At 63.7% G+C, this 21,974-nt stretch carries 20 protein-coding genes; 9 read left to right on the top strand and 11 right to left on the bottom strand.

Annotated elements, in window-relative coordinates; translation table 11 throughout:
* Nucleotides 1-20 precede the first annotated feature (20 nt).
* From BAUR9175_RS08905 to BAUR9175_RS08895, 3 genes are all read left to right on the top strand, one after another.
* A complete protein-coding gene (locus tag BAUR9175_RS08905) occupies nt 21-290 on the top strand; it encodes a DivIVA domain-containing protein (RefSeq protein WP_069600003.1) in 270 nt (89 codons plus the stop codon).
* The gene (locus tag BAUR9175_RS08900) at nt 287-1,522 is read left to right on the top strand and encodes a hypothetical protein (RefSeq protein ID WP_096146860.1); all 1,236 of its coding nucleotides are present in this window, start codon (nt 287-289) and stop codon (nt 1,520-1,522) included. Before BAUR9175_RS08905 ends, BAUR9175_RS08900 begins: the two co-directional genes overlap by 4 nt.
* A gap of 131 nt (nt 1,523-1,653) precedes the next feature.
* Nucleotides 1,654-1,824, top strand: coding sequence for a DUF3117 domain-containing protein (locus tag BAUR9175_RS08895; RefSeq protein ID WP_101583555.1), 171 nt, complete (start codon nt 1,654-1,656; stop codon nt 1,822-1,824).
* 163 nt (nt 1,825-1,987) lie between these two features.
* Here the strand turns inward: BAUR9175_RS08895 and BAUR9175_RS08890 are convergent, their stop codons facing one another.
* On the bottom strand, nt 1,988-2,626 hold the full coding sequence (locus BAUR9175_RS08890) for an O-methyltransferase (protein WP_009881712.1): 639 nt from the start codon (nt 2,624-2,626) through the stop codon (nt 1,988-1,990).
* Nucleotides 2,627-2,662: 36 nt separating this feature from the next.
* On the bottom strand, nt 2,663-2,995 hold the full coding sequence (locus tag BAUR9175_RS08885) for an MGMT family protein (RefSeq protein WP_257944297.1): 333 nt from the start codon (nt 2,993-2,995) through the stop codon (nt 2,663-2,665).
* 66 nt (nt 2,996-3,061) lie between these two features.
* Here BAUR9175_RS08885 and BAUR9175_RS08880 point away from each other — a divergent pair, with 66 nt between their 5' ends.
* Complete coding sequence (locus BAUR9175_RS08880; RefSeq protein WP_069600005.1) at nt 3,062-3,535, top strand: twin-arginine translocase TatA/TatE family subunit; 474 nt, start codon at nt 3,062-3,064, stop codon at nt 3,533-3,535.
* 47 nt (nt 3,536-3,582) lie between these two features.
* Here the strand turns inward: BAUR9175_RS08880 and BAUR9175_RS08875 are convergent, their stop codons facing one another.
* The 3 genes from BAUR9175_RS08875 to BAUR9175_RS08865 are packed head-to-tail and all read right to left on the bottom strand — an operon-like array spanning nt 3,583 to nt 6,561.
* The gene (locus BAUR9175_RS08875) at nt 3,583-4,707 is read right to left on the bottom strand and encodes an Mrp/NBP35 family ATP-binding protein (RefSeq protein ID WP_009881715.1); all 1,125 of its coding nucleotides are present in this window, start codon (nt 4,705-4,707) and stop codon (nt 3,583-3,585) included.
* A gap of 43 nt (nt 4,708-4,750) precedes the next feature.
* A complete protein-coding gene (locus BAUR9175_RS08870) occupies nt 4,751-5,284 on the bottom strand; it encodes a DUF1003 domain-containing protein (protein ID WP_009881716.1) in 534 nt (177 codons plus the stop codon).
* Between the two features lie 2 nt (nt 5,285-5,286).
* The gene (locus BAUR9175_RS08865) at nt 5,287-6,561 is read right to left on the bottom strand and encodes a magnesium transporter MgtE N-terminal domain-containing protein (RefSeq protein WP_009881717.1); all 1,275 of its coding nucleotides are present in this window, start codon (nt 6,559-6,561) and stop codon (nt 5,287-5,289) included.
* A 191-nt stretch (nt 6,562-6,752) separates the two neighbouring features.
* Between BAUR9175_RS08865 and BAUR9175_RS08860 the strand changes: the two genes are divergently transcribed.
* Entirely contained in the window at nt 6,753-7,139 is a 387-nt protein-coding gene (locus BAUR9175_RS08860; RefSeq protein ID WP_101583551.1) for a hypothetical protein, read from the top strand.
* 153 nt (nt 7,140-7,292) lie between these two features.
* Here the strand turns inward: BAUR9175_RS08860 and BAUR9175_RS08855 are convergent, their stop codons facing one another.
* Together BAUR9175_RS08855 and BAUR9175_RS08850 are read right to left on the bottom strand one after the other, a co-directional pair.
* The gene (locus tag BAUR9175_RS08855) at nt 7,293-8,369 is read right to left on the bottom strand and encodes a P1 family peptidase (RefSeq protein WP_101583549.1); all 1,077 of its coding nucleotides are present in this window, start codon (nt 8,367-8,369) and stop codon (nt 7,293-7,295) included.
* Nucleotides 8,366-9,880, bottom strand: a complete 1,515-nt coding sequence (locus tag BAUR9175_RS08850) for an aminopeptidase P family protein (protein WP_101583547.1) — start codon at nt 9,878-9,880, stop codon at nt 8,366-8,368. The genes BAUR9175_RS08855 and BAUR9175_RS08850 overlap by 4 nt, the downstream gene beginning before the upstream one ends.
* Nucleotides 9,881-9,959: 79 nt before the next feature.
* Here BAUR9175_RS08850 and BAUR9175_RS08845 point away from each other — a divergent pair, with 79 nt between their 5' ends.
* Entirely contained in the window at nt 9,960-10,817 is an 858-nt protein-coding gene (locus BAUR9175_RS08845) for a PHP domain-containing protein (RefSeq protein ID WP_009881721.1), read from the top strand.
* Nucleotides 10,818-11,077: 260 nt separating this feature from the next.
* Here BAUR9175_RS08845 and BAUR9175_RS08840 read toward each other — a convergent pair whose 3' ends face one another.
* Nucleotides 11,078-12,547, bottom strand: a complete 1,470-nt coding sequence (locus BAUR9175_RS08840) for a DEAD/DEAH box helicase (RefSeq protein ID WP_096146862.1) — start codon at nt 12,545-12,547, stop codon at nt 11,078-11,080.
* Between the two features lie 61 nt (nt 12,548-12,608).
* On the opposite strand from BAUR9175_RS08840, the gene BAUR9175_RS08835 reads away from it, so the two are divergent.
* Complete coding sequence (locus BAUR9175_RS08835) at nt 12,609-13,241, top strand: ferritin-like fold-containing protein (protein WP_009881724.1); 633 nt, start codon at nt 12,609-12,611, stop codon at nt 13,239-13,241.
* A gap of 126 nt (nt 13,242-13,367) precedes the next feature.
* Here the strand turns inward: BAUR9175_RS08835 and BAUR9175_RS08830 are convergent, their stop codons facing one another.
* Both BAUR9175_RS08830 and BAUR9175_RS08825 read right to left on the bottom strand, forming a co-directional pair.
* The gene (locus BAUR9175_RS08830) at nt 13,368-13,589 is read right to left on the bottom strand and encodes a DUF3107 domain-containing protein (protein ID WP_009881725.1); all 222 of its coding nucleotides are present in this window, start codon (nt 13,587-13,589) and stop codon (nt 13,368-13,370) included.
* Between the two features lie 90 nt (nt 13,590-13,679).
* Complete coding sequence (locus BAUR9175_RS08825) at nt 13,680-14,273, bottom strand: TetR/AcrR family transcriptional regulator (RefSeq protein WP_029416568.1); 594 nt, start codon at nt 14,271-14,273, stop codon at nt 13,680-13,682.
* A 97-nt stretch (nt 14,274-14,370) separates the two neighbouring features.
* Here BAUR9175_RS08825 and BAUR9175_RS08820 point away from each other — a divergent pair, with 97 nt between their 5' ends.
* Complete coding sequence (locus BAUR9175_RS08820; protein WP_101583545.1) at nt 14,371-17,631, top strand: PD-(D/E)XK nuclease family protein; 3,261 nt, start codon at nt 14,371-14,373, stop codon at nt 17,629-17,631.
* Nucleotides 17,631-20,816, top strand: coding sequence for an ATP-dependent helicase (locus BAUR9175_RS08815; protein WP_101583543.1), 3,186 nt, complete (start codon nt 17,631-17,633; stop codon nt 20,814-20,816). Before BAUR9175_RS08820 ends, BAUR9175_RS08815 begins: the two co-directional genes overlap by 1 nt.
* Before the next feature lie 86 nt (nt 20,817-20,902).
* Here the strand turns inward: BAUR9175_RS08815 and BAUR9175_RS08810 are convergent, their stop codons facing one another.
* Nucleotides 20,903-21,961, bottom strand: a complete 1,059-nt coding sequence (locus BAUR9175_RS08810) for a protein kinase family protein (protein ID WP_009881729.1) — start codon at nt 21,959-21,961, stop codon at nt 20,903-20,905.
* Nucleotides 21,962-21,974: the final 13 nt, after the last annotated feature.

Raw genomic sequence — 21,974 nt, 5'->3', positions numbered from 1 at the left:
CACTGTGAGAAAATGACGTTATGCCATTGTGGATTGTGATCGGAGTGGCCGCAGCGATCTTCGTGCTCGTGATCGTGCTGGCGGCGACGTTCAACGTCTTCTCCGCCGAGTCCGCTGAGGAGACTGAGGCCGACTGGCAGCCCCTGCCGCAGGACTTCACACCTGAGGATCTCGAGGGGCTCTCGTTCCGCCCCGCCCTGCGCGGCTACCGCATGGAGGACGTCGACAGCGCGGTGACAGCTCTGCGCACCCGAATCACCGAGCTGGAAGCCGCACGCGAGCAGCAATGAGCAAAGCCCACGACCTGCCCGGAATCACACTCGCTCCCGAAGTCTTCAGCTCCTCCAGGCTGTCGCGCCTGAGCACCCTGTTCCTCACCCTGCCGGTGTGGGTGCAGGCCATCGCGGTCTACTTCGTCTCACGAGTCGTGAGCATCTCGATCTTCGCCGCCGTCCTCAAACGTCAGGATCCGGCGAACTGGTCCTCCAGCCCGGTGACCACCACACTCAACGACTTCCTCAACTTCTGGGACGGCGGCTGGTACGGCCGGGTGGCGAAGGAGGGCTACCCGAACATCCTGCCGATCGATGAGACCGGCGCGGTGGCCGAGAACCAATGGGCGTTCTATCCGCTGCATCCGGCGATCGTCGGCAACCTCTCGAGCGTGACCGGACTGAGCTACGAAGTGATCTCACCGATCGTGTCGACACTCGCAGCGGGCCTCGCCGCCATTGTCATCCTGGTGCTGTTTCGCAGATACGTCGACCCCGGCCAGGCCCTGACCGGTCTGGCCCTCGTCATGTTCTTTCCCCCGGCGGCCATCTTCTCCACCGGGTACGCGGAGTCGCTGACGCTGCTGCTGCAGGCCACAGCGCTCCTCCTCGTCGTCGAACGCCGCTATCTCAGTGCGATTCCCGTCGTGTTCCTCATGGATCTCTCGCGCCCGATCGGCGTGGCCTTCGCCTTCTTCATGCTGCTGCACCTCATCGACCGCTTCATGCGTCGCAGGCACGACCCCTATCCCACCGCCGAGGTGGTGCGGTCCTGGACCTTGGGTGTGCTCTCGTGCGTCGCGGCATTGGTCCATCCCATCCACGCCTGGTTGTCAACGGGGTCGATGACCGCGTATACGGACACCGAAGCGGCTTGGCACACCGGTGAGTCGACGTACGTGGTGCAGTGGTTGGCTCAGGCCAACAGCCTCATCGGTCCGCTGGGCCCGGTGCTACTGTTCGTCGTCATTGCAGGAATGCTGGCTCTCATCTTCTCCCCGGCGGGCGCCAAGATGGGCAGAACTCTGCAGTACTTCTGTCTGGCCTACGGCGTGTACCTGCTCATCTTCTTCACTCCGCAGACGTCGACCCTGCGGCTGCTGCTGCCGCTGTTCCCGATGGCGCTGACATTGGCTCTCGTGCGCTCTCGCGGGTACAGGGCGGCTGTTCTGTGCGCGTTCATCCTGCTCCAGATCGTCTGGGTCGCCTACCTGTGGCACTTCACCCCACCGGCGGATCTGCCGCCCTGATGATGAGGTCCAGATGTCAGAATTCGGTCGGGTTACCCGTGGGTGACCGGATCGTGGAATAATCGGCCATATAACATTCGGTCCATCGAGCGTGAACCGTCTTTGCATAATCAACGGAAGGAAGAGCCCACATGGCAGCCCAGAAACCCCGCACCGGCGACGGACCTCTGGAAGTGACCAAGGAAGGTCGAGGCATGGTGATGCGGCTTCCTGTCGAGGGCGGTGGCCGTCTGGTGATCGAACTCAGCAGAGACGAAGCCGCAGATCTGCATGACACCCTGGCCGAGACTTTGGGCCAGTGATCGACACGGCACACTCCTTCAGCTGAGCAGTCAGCGCGGCTGAACGAACAGCAGAGACTTCGCAGAGTCTCTGCTGTTTTTGCAATCAACTGTCTTTGCATTCAGCGCCGCTGTCGACGCAGCAGCCAGGGTTTCCTGGTTTTCTACGGTGTCGTCGGCCTGTTCAGCGACGAGTCTTCTGGATCATGAGCAGACCTTGGCCGATGGGCAGCAGGACGCGTTCGAGGCGGTCCTGTTCGGCCAGACGGTTGAGCAGGCCACGTGCCGCCTGGGTGCGCGGCGAACGGTCAACGGGATCGGCCACCCCGCCCTTGAGCAATGTCTGGTGGATGACGAGGAGTCCGTTGGCATCGAGAAGCCGGAGAGCGGGCTCGATCATGCGTTCGAGGTTCGTTGGCTCCGAGTCGAGGAAGACCATGTCGTAGGCCCCTGGCGCCAGACGCAGCAGGACATCCTCGGCACGCCCGCTCATCAGGCGCAGACGGCTGTGCCTGATGCCTGCCATGTCGATGAGATCACGAGCCGCAGCCTGGGCTGTGGAGTTCGTGTCGATCGAGGTCAGGATCCCTGCATTGGGCATTCCCCGCAGCAGGGCCAACGTCGAGGTGCCGGCACCGGTGCCGACTTCGACTGCGGCAACCGGAGTGAGCAGCCGGGCGAGAAGGGTCAGCGTCGACGCCGTAGTCTGCGACACCGGGGCCAAACCGTTCTCGTGGGAGAGGGCTCGCGCGGCATCCAACAAGGGGTCGGGCCCGTTGTACTGTTCGGCGAAGGTGAGATCACCTGCATTCTCGCGTGACAATCGACCCTCCCTTTCGGCTGACATGTGGACTTCAGTCTAACTGCATGCGGGGTCGATTCCGTGGGTGCGCCACAGCTGCGCGAGATCATCGATGTCAACGAAGGCCGACTTGGAGACCTTCTCATGCGTGTGCGTAGTGCCCTCGTCCTCCCAGTGCTCACGCGCGGTGGGCAGCAGAGCCTCCGGCAGCACTCCAGCGGCGTTGACCACCCTCCACCAGGTGACGTTCGAGCCGAACTCCTTCATCACACGTCCGACGTAGCGCGCCGAGCAGGAGGCGACCAGTCCGACGGTGCCATAGGCGACGACACGCCCCTCGGGGACGAGCGCGACGATGCGCAGGACTCGTTCCACGACCACTTCATCCATCTGCTCCACTCCATCCTGTGCTGACCGTGAGTCGAGCATACTTCTGTGCACGGTAGACTTGTTTCCATGTTGGGTATCAACGGCACCGAGATGTTGATCCTGGTGGTAGTGGCTCTTGTCGTCATCGGGCCCAAACGCCTGCCCGAATACGCGCAGAAGCTGCGTGACCTCGTGCGACAGATGCGTCGGATGGCTGAGGGAGCCAAGGACAGCGTGCGCCGCGACTTCGGCGATGACTTCAATGACGTCGATTGGCAGAAGCTGGATCCACGTCAGTACGACCCCAGGCGTATCGTGCGCGAGGCTCTCGTCGAGGAGGACTCAGCGATCCGCGAGTCCAAGCTTCGGGAATCATCGGCTGCCTCGAGTGACACACCCGCTCAGTCGCTCGATTCAGCGTCCGCAGGCAGCGTCGGTGACGCGGATTCCACGCCGAGTGAGCCCCGCACCAAGACCCTGTCGCCGATCGAGCGATTCCAGGCTCAGTCCGCTCTGCGCGACCGTTCAGCCACTGCACCCTTCGACACCGAAGCCACCTGATCTCAAGCAGGCGAATCTGATCCCAAACAGGCGGATCAGACCAGACTTCAGACCGGGCTGAGACCCAAGGATCGTCCCGACAGGCCGCGTGAGCGATGGGACAGAGTCGACGCCAACGAGGCGAATTCGCGTGCTGCGGGGGAGTCGGGGGAGCCCAACACCACCGGCAGTCCGGAATCCGAGCCTTCGCGGACCTGCGTGTCGAGTGGCACCTGGCCCAGCAGCTTGACCTCGGAACCGATCGTCTCCGAGAGGTTTGCGGCCACCTGGGCGCCGCCTCCGGAGCCGAAGACCTCCATCCGAGTGCCGTCGGGCATCTCCATCCATGACATGTTCTCGATCACTCCGGCCAGGCGCTGATCTGTCTGGGTGGCGATCGATCCCGCGCGCTCGGCGACCTGTGCGGCCGCCTGCTGCGGTGTTGTGATGACGAGAAGCTCTGACCCTGGGAGCAGCTGCGCTACGGAGATCGCAATGTCACCGGTGCCCGGAGGAAGGTCGAGGAGAAGGACGTCGAGGTCGCCCCAGAAGACGTCGGTGAGGAACTGCTGGAGGGCGCGGTGGAGCATGGGTCCCCGCCAGACGACAGCCTGGTTCGGCGGCACGAACATGCCGATGCTCATGACCTTCACGTTGTGAGCGACCTGCGGGATGATCATGTCGTCGACCCGGGTCGGTTTGCCGGAGAGGCCGAGCATTGCCGGAATCGAGAAGCCGTAGATGTCCGCGTCGACGACGCCTACGCGCAGTCCGCTCTGAGCCAGGGAGACGGCGAGGTTCGCGGTGATCGATGACTTGCCGACTCCGCCCTTGCCCGAGGCGATGGCGTAGACCTTCGTCAGTGAGTCGGGCTTGTTGAACGGAACCTCGCGGCTGGTGCCCGGGCCCTGGAGCTTCTCGCGCATCGCGGTGCGCTGCTCTGGAGTCATGGTCCCGAGGATCACGGACACATCGGTGACACCGTCGACCTGCGAGACCGCTGCCGTGGTGTCTTTGGTGATCGTGTCCTTGAGCGGACAGCCGGAGATGGTGAGCAGGACGGTGACGGTGACTTTCCCGCCCTCGATGCTGACGGACTCGACCATGTCGAGTTCGACGATGCTGCGGCGGATCTCCGGATCGATGACACCTGTCAGAGCTTCCCTGACTGCGTCCTCGGATGGCCCACTCATGTGCTCACGTCCTTTCACTTCCCGCTCGGTCTTCGCGGGACCTTCAGCCTACCTGTTCGTCGTCGGACCGGTCACTTCGGACCGGGTCTCTGACGGGCTCCTTCGCGTCCTCTTCGAGCTCCTTGAGCAGGTCTCGGAGTTCGGAGCGGATGAAGTCTCGGGTCGCCACCTCGCGCATGGCGATGCGCAGCGCCGCGACCTCGCGTGCCAGGTATTCGGTGTCGGCGAGGTTGCGCTCGGCCCGCTGCCTGTCGTGTTCGAACTCGACACGGTCACGGTCGGTGCTGCGGTTCTCCGCCAACAGGATCAGCGGGGCGGCGTAGGAGGCCTGCAGCGACAGGATCAGCGTCAGCAAGGTGAAGTTCAACGACCGAGGATCGAACTGCCAGGCCTCGGGGAGGAGCGTGTTCCAAATCAACCAGACAGCGCAGAACACGGTCATCCCCACGAGGAACGCGGGGGTGCCCATGAACCGGGCGAAGCCTTCGGCTCCGCGTCCGAAGGTCTCCGGGGACATCGCAATGTTCGGCAGTCTGCGTCTGCTCGAACGGGGAACGTCGAAATCGTCAGCAGCCACAGCTATCCCCTCCTATGGTCATCGCGCCCGGTGACTCGCCAGTCATCGGGCAGCAGCTCATCGAGGACGTCATCGACGGTGACCACGCCGATGAGGCGGTCGTTCTCGTCGGTGATCGGCACCGACACCAGATTGTACGCCGCGAGCAGCTTCGTGACCTCGCCCAGCGGTGAGTCCGGTGGCAGCGCCTCGACCTCCGTGTCGAGCATGATGCCGACGGCCTCGTGCGGGGGATGGCGCAGCATCTCCTGAATGTGGACGATCCCCAGATATTTCCCCGTCGGCGTCTCGACCGGCTGCCGACAGACGAAGACCGCAGCCGCCAGCGCCGCGGGAAGATCCTCTCTGCGGACGTGAGCGAGCGCCTCGGCGACGGTCGTCTCCGGGGTCAGGATGACGGGTTCCGTGGTCATCAGACCACCGGCGGTGTCGTCGTCGTAGGACAGCAGGGTGCGCACATCCTCGGCGTCGTCAGGTTCCATGAGTGCGAGGAACCGTTCTGCCTGCTCATCGCTGAGCTCGCCGAGGAGGTCGGCCGCGTCATCGGGTTCCATCTCCTCCAGCACCGTCACCGCACGTTCGGTGTCGAGGGCGGAGAGGAGCTCGACCTGTGTCTCATCGGGCAGCTCCTCGATGACGTCGGCCAGGCGTTCGTCGTCGAGGGCGCGGGCGACCTGGAGTCGACGTTCGGGCTTCATCTCGAACAGGACGTCGGCGAGGTCGGCGGGTTTCGTGTCTTGGTACGCGGCAATGAGCTGCGTGGCCTCCTGATCGACGTTTGAGTCGGCCGGGTGCTCGGTGTCGGTCCATGAGATCTGCATGGTCTCACCGCGCCGGCGGAAGGCGGAGAAGGCGCTGCGTTCCTGGACTCTGCGCACGAAGAGCCGGGTGACTTCCCAGTCCTTGTTCACCTGCTGTTCGATGCCGACGTCTTCGATCTGGATGGGGGAGTCGTCTTCGCGCAGCCGCAGGCGCCGGTCGAGGAGGTCGTTGACGACCAGCGTCTCCGAGTGGCGCTGTTCGAAGCGGCGCATGTTCACCAGTCCGGTGGTGATGACCTGACCGGAGTCGATGGAGGTCACACGTCCCATCGGCACGAACACTCGTCGTCTGCCCGGAACCTCGACGACGAGGCCGATGACGCGGGGGAACTGCCGCATGGTTGCGCGGTAGACGATGACGGCGTCTCGCACACGTCCGACCTGATCTCCGAGAGGGTCGAAGACGGGGACGGCGATGAGACGCGCGACGAAGACTCTTTTCGGTGGACCACTCATGCTCTCAAGCCTACGGGGTCAGCCCTATCGGATGCGCGAAGCGCGGCTGTGCGAGCGGCTGTCGGCGGTCGCCATGAGCCCATCACTCTCCGTTCACCAAGCTGTCTTGTCGCATCCATTCAGGATTCTCTCAGGCTCCCTAGGGTCTTTTCTCGGCAGAACTTCCCACTACCGAACACAAGGAGACTTCAATGTCGGAACGACGATTTCGTCCGAACGTGGTGACAGGACTCAGCGCATGTGCCGCCCTCGCCCTGATGGCACCGCTGGTGGGCGCAAGCTCTGCAGCTGCAGCAGATGCTCCCGCCGAACTCTATGAGGGCCACGTGCAGGTGGACCGTGGACAGGCCGATGACCCGGAGACTCTGAAGGGTCAGGTCTTCGATGACGTCAACGACGGCCGTGAGTTCACGGAGACCGTCCGCTTCACCGTTGTCGAGGACGAGGCCGCTGCGGCTCAGACCTCGAAGAAGCAGCTGGCGAAGGACGGCTTCAGCACTCAGCAGGAGAAGAAGGCCGACGCAGACGACCGTAAGGGACTCGACTCGGAAGAGGCTCGCCAGGCGGACTCGAACTGATCGAATCCCCTGAGGGAGACTGCTGACTCCGAGCGAGGCTGTTGAAGCAGATTCGCACAGGAAAGGGGCGGTCGCCGGCATCAATGATGTCGGTGCCCGCCCCAGTCTCTGTCTGCGCCCGGCTGAGGCCAGAGAACCTCAGTCCGGTACGCCTCATTCCAGTGCGGCGAAGGCCTCAGCGAAATCGGGCGCGACATCGCTGAGAGTCGGTGGTTGACCCCACGAGTCCTCCACCGGAGCGGCAGCGACATGAGCATCGATGACGGCCAGGCTCAGGGCATCGGCAGCAGCTGCGGTGATCGCGACCTGGTCGAGTGTCGAGGCCGCGAAGTCCTCCGGCAGGCTCACATCACCGGTGGCGACGGCAAAGACCGTGTCACCGTCGAAGAGCGTATGCGAGGGGTGAATCGCCCGCGCGATTCCGGCATGGGCACCGGAGGCCATACGCGTGACCTGCGCCGGGTTCAGGGCCGCGTCCGTGGCGACGATGGCGATGGTCGTGTTCTTCGCCGAGGTGGCCTCGGCCGTGGACTCGGGAGTGGCCGGCAGATGACCGATCCGCGGCAGATCGAATCCATACGAGTCCAGGAGCGGGCCCGCCCACAGGTTGCCGTCGGGCGTCCCGATCGTGCCCAGCGGGTTGGCCACCACCAGAGCGGCAACGGTGTAGCCGCCGGGCAGACGGATCGCGATCGACCCCGTGGAGCTGCGCATGGTCTGCTGTCCCGAACGTGCACCCAGACCCGCGCCGAGGCTGCCCCTGACGCCGGGTGCCTGTGTCCTATCGTGTGCTGAGCGAAGGGCTGCCCGTGCCGCGGCCTCACCGTCGACATCCGTAGGAGGACGCGCGGTCCCGTCGCCTCGGCCGAGGTCGAAGATCGCGGCGGCGGGGACGAGTGGAATGACGGTGTCGGCAAGTCCAGGAGCAGGGAAACCGCGCCCCGCCTCGGCGAGGGCGCGCACCACACCGCTGACCGACTGCAGACCCAATGCGGATCCACCGGTGACGACGATCGCATCGGCACCATAGGAATGGGTGCCGGGGGCGATGACATCGGTCTCATGAGTGGCCGGACCGCCACCACGGACGTCCACCCCGACCTGCGCACCGGGTGGTGGCAGGACGGCGGTGACGCCGGTCAACCGGTCCGGGCCGAACTCGCCGGCGTGGCCCAGCGTGATTCCCGGGATCTCGAGGATGCCCCGGCCCCGGAACGGCCCAGGGGTCATCGTCCCTGGACCCAGGCCTCGACCTCGGCGCGGGTGCGCGGGAATCCTGCCGAAAGGTTCTCGACTCCGTCGGCGGTGACGAGGACGTCGTCTTCGATGCGCACACCGTTGCCGCGGAATTCCTCGGGCAGGAGCAGATCGTCGGTCTTGAAGTACAGGCCAGGTTCGATCGTGAAGACCATGCCAGGTTCGATCGCCGCATCCAAGTACATCTCGGCACGTGCCTGAGCACAGTCGTGGACGTCCAGGCCCAGGTGGTGACTGGTCCCGTGCACCATCCAGCGCCGGTGATGCTGACCCTCCGGTGACAGCGACTGGGCTGCAGAGACCGGCAGGATGCCGAATTCCTCGAGGCGGGCGGCGATGACCTCCATCGCGGCTTCGTGGACCTCGCGGAACTTCACCTCACGGTTGGCATGGTCAGCGGCGACGGCGAAGGCCGCATCCGATGCGTCGAGGACGGCATCATAGATCTTCGCCTGAACGTCGGTGAACGTGCCTGAGACCGGGAGTGTGCGGGTGATATCGGCCGTGTAGAGCGAATCGGCTTCTGCCCCGGCATCGACGAGGACGAGGTCGCCCTCGCGCACCGCACCGTCATTGCGGATCCAGTGCAGGGTGCAGGCATGGTTGCCCGCGGCCGCAATCGTGTCGTAGCCGATGCCGTTGCCCTCGGAGCGGGCGGCGGTTTCAAAGGCGGTCTCGATGATGCGTTCACCGCGTCGATGAGTCACTGCGGTGGGCAGGGCGGCGACGACGTTGTCGAAGCCGGTGCGGGTGATGGCGACGGCTTCGCGCAGGGCGGCGACCTCGTGTTCGTCCTTGATCAGTCGCAGCTCGGACAGCAGCTGGGCCAGCTCGGCATCTCCGGCCTCCGAGGTCTCAAGATCGGCCTGCACCTGAGTGCGGGCGACATCGATGACGGAGTCGATGCGGACATCGGCCTGGCGGACCAGACGCACTGAGATCGCGCCGAGGTCCTTGGTGATCGCGTCGTCGACCGTCGCGGCGCTTTCGGTGGTGATGCCGGTCATCGTCGACATCGCTTCGAGATCGGCGCGGGGACCGACCCAGTATTCGCCGTACCTGGAATCGGAGAAGAACTCGACGGTATCCGAACCCGCGCGGGGCCGGAAATACAGAGTCACAGTGTGAGCATCGTCCTCCGGCTCGAAGACGAGAACGGCGTCCGGCTCGGAATCGGCTTCGAGGCCGGTCAGGTGGATGAACGCCGAATGGGCGCGGAAACGGTAGTCGGTGTCGTTGGACCGGACCTTGTGGCCCCCGGCGGGGATGACGAGTCGTTCTCCGGGGAAGGCGGCGGAGACCTGCGCCCGGCGTGCTGGTGTGAATCCGGCTGCGGCCAGAGCCTGGGCATCGAGTGGTGTACGGTCCCATCCCTCGGCGACGAAATCACGAAATGCCTGGGAGTTGGGGCGATGGGAACGGTTGTTGACTCGATCGTCGAGGGCCTGGGTCTGCTCGGTGCTGTCTTCATTCTGGGTTGTCATGTTTCCATTCTAGGCACTGCTCACGGTGATTGCCGGGACGAGGACGAGCATCCTGTGTGACTGCGGATAGACTGGGTACATGGTCATAGATCTCCATGTGCACACTGCGTTCTCGGACGGGACTCAAACCCCGTCCGAACTCTTATCCGAAGCGTCGATGGAAGGCATCGACGTACTCGGCGTCACGGACCACGACACCACTGCCGGATGGGCCCCAGCGGAAGCAGCCGCACGGGTCTACGGCCTGGGTCTGGTCCGGGGGATGGAGATCTCGTGTCGGCACGAGGGAATCAGCGTGCACCTGCTGTCCTACCTGCATGACCCCTATGACACCGGTTTGGCCGCGGTCGTCGAAGAGACTCGTCGGGCCCGGCTCGATCGCACGCACCTCATCATCGACCGCCTCGCTGAGGACTACCCCGTGGACATGGACGCGGTCCTTGCCGTCTCCGGCGAAGATGCGACGATCGGCCGACCCCATATCGCTGATGCCCTGGTTGCTGCGGGCATCGTCGAATCGCGCACCGAAGCCTTCGGCTCCATCCTGTCCAGCCACGGCAAATACCATGTGAGCCTGCCGACGATCGATCCGATCACGGCCATCGCGCTGATCCGCGAAGCCGGGGGAGTCTCGGTCTTCGCCCACCCTCGCGCCGCGATGCGCGGACTTGTCGTGCCCGACACGGCGATGGCGGATTTCATCGCGGCCGGACTCGACGGACTCGAAGTCGATCACCGCGACAATCCGCAGAGCGAACGCGAGATCATGCGCAGGCTTGCCCACGACCATGATCTGATCATCACCGGTTCGAGTGACTACCACGGCACAGGAAAGCCCAACCGGCTGGGCGAGCACGTGACGACGAGTCACATGTTCGCGAAGCTGCTTGACCGCGCGAACTCCCGACCCGGGGGAGTCGACTTCATCCAGGGGTGAATCGCGGTCGCTGAGCCCGGGTACGGGTGCGGGGCGCTGTCTTTTGGACTCAGCCTCTTGGCCTCAGCCGAGGATGAAGATGTCCGACCAGGCGAAGAGCGGCACGAAATCGGCATCCGCCCGTTCACCGCGTCCGATGAGGACTCCACCGGAATGTCCGACCATGACCGTGAGCCCGGCCAGCACACGCAAGATGAACGAACGGCCCCGACCAGAGGTGGTCGAGGCCGTTCGTTTGAGTCCGGTGGTGGGCTGTTGCCCTATTCTGCGGAGTTCTGGCGGTCGTTGGGGGCAGTCGAGGTGCGCCCCACCGGCTTGCCGCCGCGGGTGCGACGACGTTCCCGGCTGCGTCGCGGCTTCCGAGGTGCGTCATCACCTGATGATGACCCGCCGCGGCCCGAGGATCCGCCTCGGCGCTGTTCGGATTTCTTCGGACCCGCATGGTCGTCCGACTCCTCGGTCTGCTGCCTGCGCAGACGCCCCTTCGTCCCCTTCGGAATGGAGAGATCGGCGAAGAAGTGAGGTGAGGTCGAGTAGGTCTCCGCGGGCTCATCATGGTCAAGACCGAGAGCCTTGTTGATGAGGCGCCACCGAGGCATGTCATCCCAGTCCACGAGCGTCACGGCGATGCCCGTGTTGCCGGCACGCCCGGTGCGGCCGATGCGGTGGACGTAGGTCTTCTCGTCGTCGGGGCACTGGTAGTTGACGACGTGGGTGACATCGTCGATGTCGATTCCGCGTGCGGCAACGTCGGTGGCGACGAGGACGTCGACCTGGCCCTCGCGGAAGGACTTCAGGGCCTTCTCCCGCTGCGCCTGACCGAGGTCTCCGTGCAGAGGTTTGACCTGGAAGCCGCGATCGCCGAGTTCGGCGGCGAGCTTGTCTGCGGTGCGCTTGGTGCGAGTGAAGATGATGGTGCGCCCGCGTCCCTCGGCCTGCAGCATGCGGGCGACGAGTTCGCTCTTGTCCATCGAATGTGCACGGTAGACCAACTGTTCCGTGTTCTTGCCCAACAGAGACAGGTCTTCGTTGTCGTGGGCACGGATGTGGGTGGGTCGGCTCATGTAACGGCGAGCCAGGGTGATGACCGCACCGGGCATGGTGGCGGAGAAGAGCATGGTCTGACGGTGTGCGGGCACCGCGTTGATGATCTTCTCAACGTCGGGCAGGAACCCGAGGTCGAGCATCTCATCGGCCTCATCGAGGACGACCGTGCGGACCTTGTGCAGTCGCAGAACCTTGCGCCCGTACAGGTCGAGGAGGCGACCCGGAGTGCCGACGACGACATCGACGCCGGACTTGAGCTTCTTGATCTGCGGGTCGAAGTCCATGCCGCCGTAGATGGTCATGATGTCGATGTCACGCTGCGTGGAGGCGGTGACGAGATCAGCGGCGACCTGCTTGGCCAGCTCACGAGTCGGTACGACGACCAGGGCCTGGGGAAGGCGTGTCTCGGTGCTGTCGGACACGATCTCCGGAGTATTCTCAGGATCAGCCGGTGCGGCACCATCTTCGTTCTTGCCCACGACACGCTGCAGGAGGGGAATGCCGAAGCCCAGAGTCTTTCCCGTTCCGGTCTTCGCCTGGCCGATGATGTCTGCTCCGGACAGTGCCACGGGCAGCGTCATCGCCTGGATCGGGAAGGGGTGGGTGATGCCCTTGGCAGCCAGCGAGGCCACGATCGGTCCAGCGACTCCCAGTTCTGCGAAATCAGGTTCTGTCTCCGCCATGTTTCAAACTCCTTTTAGCGCCTTCGCGCTCGTCATGGTCGTGAACCGGTACTCTTGAGTTATGCCCGATTCTGCCCCATTGGCCGGTAATAATGCTGCTACGCTCGCGCTTCTGGCGTTCGGCGAGCTGACCGCTTTCGAACGAATGGCCACCAACGCGACCACCGCTGTGCACATGGACGATAAAGTCACTTTGGCGCGGTTGGCCTCTCTGTCCTTTGCGAACTTCGAAGAGCTCTCGCAGCACATCAGTCGATTGGGCCAGGATGCGGTCGAGCTCTGTCAGCATTTCGAGCCGACCTTCACCGTGCTGGCTGAACGGACTCGTCCTCGTGACTGGCACGAAAGCCTCATGAAAGGATTCGTCTTCGACGGAATCATGAATGACTTCTACCGCACGGCCGTGGATGAGCTCAGCGAGCCCGGATACAGCCTGGCAATTACAATTCTTGATGATACACGTGCGACCGATTATGTGCGCAATCGCCTGACAGCCGACGTCGCCGCGGACACTCAGCTGGCCTCTCGTCTGGCGCTGTGGGGACGCAAGCTCGTGGCCGAAACTCTGGGTCGCGGACGCAACCTCCTCACCGACCCCTTCCTCGGCATCGATGAGGAAAGAGTGGTGGCCTCGATACCGGCAGTGACGGCCAATCATTCGAAACGGATGTCGGCACTGGGGCTTGTCGCCTGAGAGCGCCCGTCAACGTTGCGTGAATAGGTTCAGGGTCCGGTGATGTACCGGACCCTGAACCTATTCACGGGGAATTTACCGAGGTTCGGTGTTCACCCGCATGCGATGGTGCGTACTGTCGGTCCTTCAGGCTCCGAAGCCGACGCGGCGGGCAGCCTCGGTGCCGATCTCGACATAGGCGAGTGCGGCCGCAGGAACGAATACCTGGCGTCCCTTCAGGTCCGTGAAGGACAGCAGCGAATCGGCCTTGACGGATTCTTCGATGCGCGCGGCGAGATCCTTGGGTGTCTCGTCGGATTCCATGACGATCTCTCGCGGTGACTGCTTGACGCCGATCTTGATTTCCATTGTGCTCCTTGTGCGGATCGTGTTTGACTCGTCCTCAGCATAACGTCAGCGAGGCCGGGTTTTCTTCCCTCGTCTGGTGGGAGTTCGCAGTCACTTCGTGGTGAAGGACTGCAGTCCGCCCCAGCTCATCTGGGTCAGCAGGCTCACAGCCGTGTCGACGTCGATCTCCGGAGTCGTCTCGAGCTGTTTGACGACGACCTCGGCAGTGCCGATGAGCGTCCGGCACAGCAGCCGAGCCTGGATGTCGTCGAGGTCGGTGTAGCTCTTCAGCGCGGTCAGGACACGGGAGGCGGTCCGTTCGCGCAGACCGCGGATACGGTTCTGAGCCTCGGGCTCGTAGACATCGGAATTGAAGAGGATGACGAATTCCTCACGATGGGACACGATGAACTCGAAGTAGGAACGGTACGTGGCACGAACCTTCTCATGCGGGTCGTTCGTCGACCCGATTGCGGCATCGAGAGTCGTATCGAGGTGCGCTGCGGAATCGTCGATGAGCGCGAGGTAGAGATCCTGCTTCGACGCGAAGTGCTGATAGAGGACCGGCTTCGACACTCCAGCCGCCTCGGCGATTGTGTCCATCGAGGTGGTCCGATATCCACGGGTCGCGAAGACAGAGCGTGCCACCCCCACCAACTGGTCACGGCGCTGTTCACGGGGCAATCTTTGGTGCGGACTCGACATTCCATCATGCTACGCGAAAACCAAGTGGAGGACCTGGCAACGCGCTCGATCATGGCCACTTCGCCCCTATGTCCGTGCCTCATGATGGAATACGAGTATGGATGAAGTGACAGAGGGGATCGGCGCGAAGCTGCTCGCGGGGGAGTCGGTGACGGTCGTGGGCCGTCCCGGTACGGGCAAGACGACGATGCTCGAATCCGTCTACGCCCAGCTGATGTCATCGGTCAGCCCGTCATCGGTGCTGGTCCTCACCCCCAACCGCGATCATGCCGACGTGCTGCGCAACCGTCTCGCGGTACCCAGGGACGCGGTGCTGGCATCCGCGCCTGCGCGCAGCATCTCATCGTTCGCCTACGGAATTGCACGTGCCGCTCATACGACCCAGACCGGTGATGACCTCGAGTTCATCTCGGGCGCCGATCAGGACGTTTTCCTCGCTGATCTCCTTGCCGGGCACGAACTCGGTCATGGCCGTGGGCCCGCCTGGCCAGCTGAGATCACCGCAGAGGTGCGGTCGACCTCCGCGTTTCGGACCGAGGTCCGTGACTTCCTCAATCGGGTGATGGAGTTCGACTTCGGCGTACGGATTCCGGCCCCGAGCGCCGGCGGTGGACCGGAACAGACTCCCGAGTTCGTGTTCGACTTCGGGCGCAGCGCTCTTGACCGGGTGCTTGAACACCATCGCGATCCTCGGTGGGAGGCCGTGGCACAGGTCCTCGAGGAATACCTCGACATTATGAGCATGCCCGGCTACGGCGGCACCGACTCTGCGACGGTTCTTGCGCGGGCCGCGTTCGAAATTCTGCATGAACCCGCCGAGGTGACCGCGGGTCGAGCGTGGACGTTCGCCCCCGATGCGGTGCCCACCGTTGTCCTGGCCGACGGTGTCCAGGACTTCCCTGCCGCAAGCTGGGGACTGCTGGAGCAGCTGCGCGAGCGCGGGAGCGCACTGGCGCTGTTCGGCAGCCCGGAGACCGTGACAGGTCGCTTCCACGGAGCCGATGCCTCGATCATCGATCGCAGCGCCTCCGACGAGCGGTTTACGACCGTGGTTCTGCCGGAGGTGAAGAATACTGCTGACGAGCTCGTTGCCGTCGGTGATGACTTCGGCCGCCGGATCACCACGAGGTGGGGGCTGCAGCACATGCCGCGCCCCGATGGTGCCGCACGCACCGGCGAGTCGGCCGATGGGATCGAACCGGTGGACGCCGGGCCGCAGCAGGGGGAAGGCGAGCCTGAGCCGGTCGCGAGCAGCCCGGACAAGGTGGATACACATGTGTTCGAGGGCGCAGCATCGAGCTACCGATACCTGGCCCGTCGGGTGACGAACTTCGTCGAAGACGGCCACGCGTGGTCAGACGTGGCAGTGCTGTGCCGGAACACGTCCACTGCCCGCGTCGTCGCCAATGAGCTGAGCGCCTCGGGCGTGGCAACGGCGAACATCATGCAACCGTTGAGCATCGACCCCGCCACGGCTCCGCTTCTCGAGCTGCTCGCCCGCACCCCGGATTTCGACGATGACGAATCCATCGCCGCACAGGCACTGTCCCTGGCCGGCAGCATCTACGTGCGCCTCGATCCGGTGCAGATCAGACGCTTCAAACGTGTAGTGCGGAAGCAGTTCCCCGCAGCGAAGAGCTCGAATTCTCTGGCTCAGGCGCTGCGCAGCGACATCGACGAGTCATCTCCTCCGGGACTCGCCACGATCTCGCGCATGCTCCATGCCGCGGCGGAGGTGGGCTCGGTTGATCCGCACGAGGCTCTGTGGGGTATCTGGGAGGCCGCCGGCATCGCAGACAAGTGGCAGACCGACGCATTGAAAGATCCCGAGTCGGTGGCGAATGCGCACCTGGACTCCGTGCTGCGACTGTTCACTCTGGCAGAGAAGATCTCCGATCGTGGCGGGTTCACCGCACGGTCCTTCGCAGGCATTGTGGCCGAACAGGACATCGCCCAGGATTCCTTGGCCGCCCAGGCAGGCACTGACGACCTTGTGCAGGTCGGAACACCGTCGTCCCTGGCCCACCTGAGGGTCCCGCTCGTCATCATCGCCGAGGTGAATGAAGGCGTATGGCCGAACCCGAAGATCCGCGGCGGCATCCTCGGCCTCGACGACCTCAGCGCCGTTCTGCTGACCGGGGAGACCGTCACGAGTGACCCCGGTTACCACTCCCATGCCAAACGCACGAACCTGCGGGAAGAAGGAGAGCTCTTCTACACCGCTCTGACCCGTGCCGAAGAGCACGTCATCGTCACTGCGATCTCCGATGCGGAGAGCAATCCTTCCCCATTCTTCGATGTTCTCGCCGCTGGAACGGCGAAGGGCACGCAGGACGCCGACGGATACGCCATCACACACGAAGACGAGCTTCTGCCTCTGTCGCTGGCCGAGATGGCCGCACACGCGCGGGCACGGCTGCTGAGAGCCGCCGCAGATTCCGAGCAGGAGACAGCAGCCGAGGACGTGGAGGAATGGGCACAGCTGATGGCCGCGCTGTCTGCCACCAGCTCCACGGTCGATCCGCCCGAACGTTGGCGTGAGACCGAAGACATCACCTCCGCCCAGCCCCTCTACGGTGCTGAGGACCTGGTGAAGGTCTCGCCGTCACAGGTCGAATCCTTCACCGACTGCTCACTGCGGTGGTTCCTCACCCGCAACGGCGGAGACCGGCCCGGTTCCCTGGCCCAGAGCCTGGGAACGATCATCCATGCCGCTGCAGAGAATTACCCACAGGGGCCCGCCTCGGCGATCCGAGAATTCGTCGACGAAGAGTTCAAGACGCTGGACTTCGACGCCGAATGGGAACGAGACCGCGAGCACGTTCTGGCTATGAAGATGGCCGACCGACTCGGCGAGTACATCAAGGACTCACCGGGCGAACCCATCGGAGTCGAGGCCCAGGTGTACGCCACCGGCGTCGACGAGAACGGGCAGGAATGGAAGGTCACAGGGCGCCTCGACCGCATCGAGAGAACGCCCGAGGGTATCCGGATCGTTGACTTCAAAACCGGCAAGAACACACCTACAGGCCAGGAGATGCCACGCCATGCCCAGCTCGGGGTCTACCAGGAGGCGATCAACTCCGGCTCGATCACAATCGGCGACGATCAAGTGGTCGATGCCAAGGCCTACGGTGCTGAACTCGTCTTCCTCCGATATACCAAGCAGAAGAAGAGGGAGCAGTCCGCTCTCGAGATCGATGAGGATCCAGGCTGGGCCAGAGACCTCATCAACGACGTATCCGGACGGATGCGTGCCGCGGAGTTCCCGGCACGAGTCGAACCCCAGAAATGTATGAGCTGCCCTGTCCGAACCTCCTGCCCGGCGATCGGGCCCAAGATGTTGGAAGATTCCTGATGCGCTTCTCCGCTGAGCAACTCGCCCGTCTCACCGCTGCCGATCCTGCCCAGGCCTTTCCGCCGAGTGAGGAACAGAGGATCATCATCGAGGCCGACCCGCAGCAGTCGATGAAGGTCACGGCCGGAGCCGGCTCCGGCAAGACGACCGTCATCTCCCAACGGGTCATATGGCTGGTGGCCAACGGCTTCGTCGATCCTGAAGAGATCCTCGGTCTCACCTTCACCCGCAAGGCCGTGGGAGAGCTGGGCGGCAGGATCAGGGTGCTGCTGGCCAGGCTGCGTCACAATCTGGGGCTCGGAAGTGAGATGACGTTGCCCGGGCTCGACAATCCTACGGTGTCGACCTATAACTCATATGCGGCATCGATCGTCAGCGAACACGGTGTGAGCATCGGCATCGAACCTGAGACCGTGCTGCTCGATGAGGCCGCGGCTCACACGATCGCCGGTGGAATCATCGACGCAGCGAGCACAGAGGACATTCCCGGTGACAAGGCGCGGGAGACGATGATTGCCGATATCATCGCGCTGGCGGCCGCAATGAACGATCACGGGCGCAATGTCGACGAGGTCACGGACTACCTCGACCAGTGCCTGCAGGCGCTGGTGTCGAGCAAAGGCAAACCCGTCGACCCCAGCGGCCGACGGGCGAAGCTCGAGGCGAAGATCAAGACGGCGAAGCTCGCCGACGAGTACATGGCCGCGAAGCGACGCAACCTGGCTATGGATTTCTCAGACCAGGTCAGGTTCGCCCAACGCATCCTCGACGAGGTGCCCGCCGCGCGCCGAGCTGAACAGCACCGGTGGAAGATCGTTCTCCTCGACGAGTTCCAGGACACCTCTGTTGCACAGCTGAAGCTTCTGCGCGACCTGTTCCACTCAACAGCGGTGACGGCCGTGGGCGACCCGCGACAGGCCATCTACGGCTGGCGCGGGGCGAGTGCGGACAACATGATCCGCTTCTCCTCGGACTTCCACGACGTCGAGTCACTGACTCTGAGCACAAGTTGGCGCAACGACCACAGAATCCTCACCGTCGCCAACCGCACCGCGAACGGATTGGCGGGCAGCCGGGAGACACCTCTGTCCGCGCGCACCGGCGCCGGCGAGGGAGACGTGGCCATCGACATCAGCTCTGGTGCACATGACCCCGATTTCCTCACCGTGGGACTGCGTTCATTGACCGAATGGGTCGCCAGTCTTCCCGACGGGTCGTCGACGGCGGTTCTGTGCCGCAAACGGGCACATTTCGCGCCGGTGGCCGCAGCTCTGGAGACTGCCGGCTACGCCGTGCATGTGCATGGTTCCTCCGGCCTCCTCAGCGATCCGTTCGTCGCCGACCTGCGGGCCGTGCTCACCGCAGCGGTCGATCCGATGGCCGGGGACAGTCTCATGCGCTTGATCAGCGGTCGACTGCTGGGTCTTGGCGCCACCGATATCGCAGCGCTGCAATCGTTCACCAGACGACAGAACGATTCGCGAGTCACCGAATTCCTGGGCGAGGATCCCGAGAATTCCGGAGTTGTTCCGGAGAACATCGACCAGGCGACGATCGTCGAGGGCCTCGATGAGCTCGTCGATCTCTTCGAAGCACTGTCGGGCTCAGCGAAGTTCCCCGGTGCGCGGGCGATGGTGAGCAACTTCCGCAACTCGGGGCTGAGCGAGCTTGCTCTGAAGCGTCTCGTCAGGTTGGCTCAGGCTCTGCGGCACGTGCGGTCAGGTTCGGGCACCATCGCCTCGATCATCCGTACCGCGATGACCGAGACAGGAGTCGACACCGATATCTGGGGGCTGAGCGATTCGCTGCGCAACCTCCATCGTTCGGCCATCGATTCGTTCCTCTCTGCTGCGAGCCAGTATTCGGCGGCTGATGACCAGCCATCGGTGCCCGGCTTCCTCGAATGGCTGAGCCTGATGGAAGAGAAGGACGCACTCAGCGTGGCCGAGCCGAACTCTGCGGCCGAGGCCATCGACATCATGACCGTCCACGCGTCCAAGGGCCTCGAATTCGAAGCGGTGGCGGTTCCATCGTTGGTGGTCAAGGACTTCCCGACCTCACCGCGCGACCCAGAAGGGTGGATGGAGAGGACGGCTCTGCCCTATCCGCTGCGCGGTGACCGCGCCCATCTCGTCGACTACGATCTGCGCACCGCCGACTTCGACACGAAGAAGGCTCTTGACGAATGGGTCAACGAGTTCATCAAACCCGCTATCGCCGATGCACATGAGGAAGAGGAGCGACGCCTCGCGTACGTGGCGTTCACCCGCGCCAAACACCATCTGTGGCTGGGGGCAGAGCTGATGGGCGCGCGAGCCAACCCCGACGAACCATCCCCGTTCCTGATGGAAGCGATCGAGGAACTGAACCTGGATGTCGACATGCCGGAGCCGGCTGACGAATCAGCTGAGGATCGTGTGGAGACGAGCGTCTGGCCCGTTCCCCGCACAGCCCTCGTCTCGACCGCCCGACGTGCCGCCGAATGGGTCAGTCGTGCCGCACCGACAGGACTCAGTGAACTCGCCCAGAAGCCCACCCCTGTGGGGCAGTATGCGCGTCAAGCCCTGCGAATCAGCAGCCGTCCGGAACGTGAGGGCACCGGAGCAGTCCCGGATCGGCTCTCAGCCACCGCACTCGTGTCGTGGCGTCGCGATCCGAACGACTTCATGAAGCAGACGCTGCGGCCCGTGCCCAGTCCGCCGAGCCGAGCCGCAGAGATCGGCACCACTTTTCACTCCTGGGTCGAGCAGCACTTCGGCCAGGCGAGCATCGACATCGAGGACGAGCAGCAGGTCCGGCCCATCGACACAGCGACCATTGAACGCCTGCAGCAGACGTTCATCGGCTCTGAGTTCGCGAGCAGGCATGCCGACCACATCGAAATGTCGTTCGAACTCGTCCTTGGGAGGTTCAGGGTCCCGGGCAAGATCGACGCGGTCTTCATCACCGGCGATCATGCAGAAGTCGTTGACTGGAAGACTTCGAAACTGCCCGAGGAGAAGACTCTTGAGGTGATGAAGTGGCAGCTGGCTCTGTACCGTTTCGCCATTCAGCGGGTGCATCCCGAAATCACCGAGGTGACCGGAACGTTCTACTTCGTCGGCAGCGACGACATAGTGAGATTCACCCACCTGCCGGAGGAAACCGAGATCATTGCATGGTTAGAGGCCAACGATCGCGCGTGAAGTGCTGGAAAGGGATGACCGGGTGACGAACCGGCTTCTCAGCCGTAGGGTCTGACCAGGTCATCTGATCAGATCAGCTGACAAAGTCAGGGGCGATGAGTGTCGTCTGCCGAGCCGGATTCGTCCGGTGCTGTTCCCTCATCGACGACGTCCTCTGCTTCCGAGGTCAGCTCTGTGTCTGGGGTCGATGGGGGACTGTCTTCGACCGCTTCCGGTTCCGCCGCGTCGTGGGAGAACAGAACGTCGTTGAACGAGGACAGCAGCTCGCCAGCGTCTTGGATCGCCTCTTCGTCACCAGAGTCCACCGCTTCAAGCAGCCAGTCGAGGACAGCAAACTCTGCCAGCAACTCGGCGCGTGTGATCACGTGTTCGTCGGCACGGGGCCGTGAATTGGTGTACTCACTGAAGAAGGTCGGGACTGCGGCCGGATCGATGAGCGCTGAGGCTGCGGCCAGATCAATGGCTGGATCGGAGACTCGCAGGCGCTCGATTCCAGACAGCGCGAGCACACGCTCCTGATCGGTGAAGACGCTCGTCTCATCGATTGCACCGTGAATGGGAGTGGCGAGGAAGCGCCAAAGCGAGACCTTCTCGAATTCCTCTTCCCAGTGTTGGAGCAGGCCCGCAGGCACTCGTCCGGTGGCTGCCGCCTGATCGAGTCGCTCCAAGATCTGAAATTGGAAACGCGATGGGTCTTCGACAGGGAATCCCGCCTCGGAGATCGATTCGGGCGCCGCCGAATGCAGCGTGGCAAGAGCCTGCGCCAAGGAACTCGCCCGTGCAGTGTCGGCGATGGCCTGATCGCCTACGGGGGCACCGGGCAGAGGCTCGATGAGGGTGACTGTCGTCGGTGCAGACGTGCCGAAGTAATCGGCCTCAACCTCGGTGATGGCGCGCAGATGGGGCCAGGTGAACCCGGCATGCGGATACATCGAGTCGTAGATCCGACCAGCTTCAGCAGCAGATCCGGTGTCGGCGGAACGGTCGAGACCCGTCTGTGCCGTCGCCACCAACTGCTGCTGACCGTCGTCGACGAGAACTCTGATTCCCAGTCCCAACGACGGCAGGGGAACCCATTCCGTCGGGGAATAGTCATCGAGCATCGTTGCCGCGACAGCTGCCAACTTGAGCGCCTTGGTATTCACCCTCCCCAATCTA

This window comes from Brevibacterium aurantiacum (assembly GCF_900169065.1).
Lineage (GTDB): Bacteria > Actinomycetota > Actinomycetes > Actinomycetales > Brevibacteriaceae > Brevibacterium > Brevibacterium aurantiacum.
This window is presented reverse-complemented; position numbering and strand designations above follow the sequence as displayed.